This window comes from Bartonella queenslandensis AUST/NH15, assembly GCF_000312585.1.
GTDB classification, from domain to species: Bacteria; Pseudomonadota; Alphaproteobacteria; order Rhizobiales; family Rhizobiaceae; genus Bartonella; species Bartonella queenslandensis_A.
This window is the reverse complement of the sequence record NZ_HE998357.1, coordinates 1-567: the sequence shown is the minus strand read 5'-3', so window position 1 is coordinate 567 and position 567 is coordinate 1. Positions and strand designations below refer to the sequence as shown.

Annotated in this window: 1 protein-coding gene; it reads right to left on the bottom strand. The window is 40.6% G+C overall.

Annotated features, from left to right (window positions below; translation table 11 throughout):
* Positions 1–567, bottom strand: a 567-nt coding sequence (locus tag BN338_RS12455; protein ID WP_039762313.1) for a tyrosine-type recombinase/integrase, incomplete at both ends; no start/stop codon positions are given.

Sequence of the window (567 nt, the reverse complement as noted above, 5' to 3'; positions counted from 1 at the left end):
GTCCATATATCCCCATCAACTTGATCTTTATGGATATAACGTAAAGGACGTGTACGAACCCCTGTAAGGATAAGCAAACGTAAAGCCAATTGTGTGAGGGTTGTTTTTTGACAAAGTGTTTTATAAAAAGCCGGCACATTTTTCCAATCCATAGCTGGAAAGTTTTGCGTTTTATGGAGTTGTTTTCCTAAGAGCGCGCGTGCTTTTTCTACTGCTTGTAAATCAACATCCAAACCCAAAGCAGCCGCATGTTTGAGACAAAGATTAAGACGGTTCAGTGCTTTACGCGCTGTTACAGCTTTTGTATGCCAAATAGGAGCAAGGGTATCGCGTATTTCTGTTTGGGTAATCTCTGAAACGGGCAGACAGCCTAATTTGGGGAGAATATAAAGTTGTAAAGGTGAAAACCAATTCCCATTTTTCCCATCTCCTTTTAATTCGGCTTTACGACTTTCAAAAGTATCCAAAGCGATATCTTTTAAGTAATGAAGATTGCTTATTGCTTCACGCTTTTGTTTGTTGCGTTCTTTAATGGGGTCACGCCCCTCATGCAAAACAGAACGCCAC